Annotated in this window: 4 protein-coding genes; 3 read left to right on the top strand and 1 reads right to left on the bottom strand. The window is 59.0% G+C overall.

What is annotated here, in order from left to right:
- Positions 1–440, bottom strand: a 440-nt coding sequence (locus R3C19_27370) for a hypothetical protein (GenBank protein ID MEZ6064083.1), incomplete at its 3' end; no start/stop codon positions are given.
- 270 nt (positions 441–710) lie between these two features.
- Here R3C19_27370 and R3C19_27365 point away from each other — a divergent pair.
- The 3 genes from R3C19_27365 to R3C19_27355 form a co-directional block, all read left to right on the top strand.
- A complete protein-coding gene (locus tag R3C19_27365) occupies positions 711–1,076 on the top strand; it encodes a hypothetical protein (protein ID MEZ6064082.1) in 366 nt (121 codons plus the stop codon).
- A gap of 889 nt (positions 1,077–1,965) precedes the next feature.
- Positions 1,966–2,325, top strand: coding sequence for a hypothetical protein (locus R3C19_27360; protein ID MEZ6064081.1), 360 nt, complete (start codon positions 1,966–1,968; stop codon positions 2,323–2,325).
- Positions 2,326–2,327: 2 nt separating this feature from the next.
- On the top strand, positions 2,328–3,783 hold a 1,456-nt coding region (locus tag R3C19_27355), incomplete at its 3' end, for a radical SAM protein (protein MEZ6064080.1).

The following is a 3,783-nucleotide window of genomic DNA, read 5'->3' as shown; positions in this document are numbered from 1 at the left end:
GCGTACTTTTGTTTTCGGGCTTCTTCGGCCTCCGCAAATCGTTGCTTGCGTCCCTTGCCCCCCACGATCGCCTGAAATGTGAAGTTGAACTCGTCCCATGTGCTGCTCTGATTCCAGCCTGGCATCTTTCGCGAGAGGAACGCTTTCTCTCCCTGCGACAGGAGGCGCGGATATCCCGCGACGGACCCGGTTTCAATGTACCGGTATTTTCCGGGCGGAGTCTGGTATTGCCGCCGCTGCACATTCCAGCCCGAGATTCTGCCGAAGTCCTGGTCGAGTTCCAGATGCACATGCAGCACCAGATTCTTGTCCGTTGTGCACGGAATCTCGATCAACGGCTTCTTCGCGCCTCCTGACTTCGACCAGTTGTCGTGCGCTGTTCCAGTCGCGTCCCCGAAGTTCAGACTCAGCGCCGCAACTTTCGTATGAATGTCAGCCATTTGACACCTCAGCCAAGAAATTGGGGCGGCCGTTTCACCCGTGTCGCTCCGGACCGGACAACCAGCGACGCGACGGGAACCGAGAAGGCATTCACGATTGGCGCATTGTGTGCAAGTGTTTCCCCTTGCCGTCCACGACGGTCCTACGCTGGCTCAAGGCGGAAACGTTGACATTCCGAATGGCTGTCGATAGGCTCGAAGAACTGAACGGGTGTTCTCAGCCGCGATACATGGCGACCGTCGACTACTATCCGGTTGCGGGAGGTTCTCATGGTGGAATCGTTCGGTGTTGAGCAGGACGTCGCCCCCACTCATGCGTTTCGGGTCACCGTCGAAACGAAGGGGTTCGAGAGAGGCGAAACGTCGGTCCAGCGAGTGCGGATGGTTGTGCCGCCATCCGACCCAACTTATGGACTTGAAGGCAGTCGCGGCTGTTGGTGCGAACTGCGAGACCGCAGCGACCGAGTGCTTTACCGCCGGTTCATGCATGAGTCGCTGCGTTCCGTCGAAGTGCCTTCCGGCGATCCGGCGCGGCCGCTGATGAGAATCGACGCCAAAGAACCGGCCGGCGTTGTCGTGCTGCTGGTTCCGGATCTCGATCAGGCTCATCGATTGTGCTTCGCGACAGTCCCTTGAAGGTGAAGCTAAAGACGTGGGCGTCAGACATCGGTGAATCTCCCGAAAAGGAGCTGAATGATGGGTACCGGCGACGGCACTGTTCTTGGCACAACTCAGATCGTGAACAACGGCCTGTCCGGTTCGCGATGGAATCTGGCCATTGTCAGCGAGGGCTACCATTGCAGAGATGGCGATGATTGCCACGGACGCCTCGAACCTGGTCAACGACATCTTCGGCATGGTATGCCCTTCAGCTCGTCGGTCGGTGGCCAGCCGCTTCACAATGCATCAACGTTCAGCACCGCGTGGATGCGTGACTTCCACGGACAGCGGGCGCCGATGATCCTGCGGTGCGTGGTGGCCTGAGCGATTCCTGCCACCTATTTTGATGCCCGGTTCTGTGAATTCCGTAACTGCAGGCCGTTGCAGGTCATCAACGCGCTGGTGATCACCGTGAATTCGCAGGTGCCGTCGTGGCATGCGATTCTGGTGACGAGAATTCGCTGACCTGATGGAGGCCGGGAGGTTCGGTTGCCACGTTTTGAAGGCTCCAGTCGGCAAACCTGATCGGAATCCACGAACTCGCCATTCCGCCTTCTGGTCTGGACGAATACGAGACCGGGGGCCAGCTGCGGAGCTGATACAGCCAGAACTGGAACAATCATCCGGCGCCGGAGCACTGGTTTATTCACCCGTGACAACCAGTCTGTCGCCACTGAAGTGGAACGCCCTGGTCTCTGCTGGCACCGCTATTCCGAATTATAATGACGAACGCTGACTGCAGCCAGTGTGATCTCAGCCGGTTTCGGTTCCGGCAGGCACTGTGGGGCGTTCAGCGCTCTCTACTATTATCGCGACGCGTGGCGTCCTGAGTTAACTGCATGATGAGAACGCTGGGACAGCCGTTTTGTGCGGTGTGCAGTGCACGTATCATCGACACGCTGCGACCGTTCCTTCCTCCGACGTTTGTTCCCCGGTTTTCCGTTCGAATTTCGAAGAGGTCACCGACCTGCTGAGCTGCATCATTGACCGCAACAACCCGGTGGTCGATCCGGTGCCATTTGACCTGATTCGACTTCGGAACCTGCTTCGGGAAACACGTTCCGGCCGGCCGGATGAGCTTTCAGAACTGATCGCTCGCGGTCGCACGAAGGACGAACTGGCGACGGGTGCTCTTCGCTCCGGCATCGTGCAGATGAAATCGCAGATCAGCCGGCTGCAGAACGCGATTGCCGTCATCGAGGCCGAACTGCAAAAAAGGCAGTGACGATGATCTCTCACCGCGAACCTTGCCGTGTGTTGCTGGTGGGGTTTGAGGACCAGGACAACCTCGGGTTGCGCTACCTGTCCAGCCGTCTGAAACAGGGCGGCCATCAAACGCGGTTCGTCACCATCTCCTCGGGCGAAGACGCGCTGCTGGACAATGCCGCCGACTTTCTGCCTCACATCGTCGGTTTCTCGTTGATCTTTCAGTATCTCGTTCCGCAGTACGCTGAACTGATTGCTGAACTGCGCAGAGCGGGCGCGGACTGTCATATTACGATCGGAGGGCACTACGCATCGTTCGAGCCGGAGATCGTGCTGACGGAAATGCCGGGGCTTGATTCCGTCGTCCGGTTCGAAGGTGAAGACACACTCTTCGAACTCGCCGAACGAATCCGAAACGGCGACGACTGGCGCGATCTGGACGGAATTGCCTGGCGCAGCGGCAAGCGTACTGTCCTGAATCCGCTACGGCCCGGTCGACAAGATCTGGATGAACTGCCGTGGCCTGATCGTGACAACATTCCGTACAAGTCGCAGTCGCTGCCGACGGCCTCGGTTCTCGGCGGACGAGGCTGCCCGTGGAACTGTTCCTTCTGTTCGATCGTGACCTTCTACGAAGCCAACGGCACAAAGGGAAGGCGGCGGCGAGATCCGTTCAAAATCGCCGACGAACTCGAACACCTTTATCGCGACTGCGGAGTGCGCGTCATCCTCTGGCAGGACGACGACTTTCTCGCGGGAGGCCGCGCCGCCGAATCATGGGCTCATGCCATTTCCGACGAAGTCATTGCTCGCGGATTGCACCGTGACATGCGATGGAAAATCTCGTGCCGTTCCGACGAAGTCACACACGACACGCTGCAACCGCTGATCGAAGCCGGGCTCACACACGTCTACATGGGAGTCGAATCGGGCGATCCGAACAATCTATTAAATCTCAACAAGCATCTTGGCCCGGAGGTCCATCTGAAAGCCGGTGATGTGCTTCGCGATCTGGGTCTGAGTTTTGACTTCGGATTCATGCTGCTGGAACCATGGTCAACGATCGCCACCGTCCGCAACAACATCGCCTTTCTCCGAGAGTTTGCCGGCGACGGAGCCAGCGTCGTCAACTTCTGCCGCACTCTGCCGTACGCCGGCACGCCGATTGCAAAACGTCTGCTGGAGGAAGGCCGGCTGACACTGCGCGACTTTGACGCCGACTATTCCTTCCTCGACCCGCGGCTGGACGTGTTTTATGACTGGGCACTTCCGGCGTTCGCGCAACGCAACAACGGCCTGAACGGCACCGCGAGCCTGCTGCGACGCGTCCTGTTCGAAGCCAGTCTGAGTCTGCCGAACCGGCCAGCCGATCCGGAGTTCGCTCCGTCCGCGAAACTGCTGGCATCGCTGTCGAACCAGGTGCTGCTGGACACCACAGAAGCCGCGCTCGATCACATCGAAGCGACCGCCGACCTCC

This window comes from Planctomycetaceae bacterium, assembly GCA_041398785.1.
GTDB lineage: Bacteria > Planctomycetota > Planctomycetia > Planctomycetales > Planctomycetaceae > JAWKUA01.
Note: the sequence above shows the minus strand (reverse complement) of the source record. Positions and strands in the feature narration are given on the sequence as shown.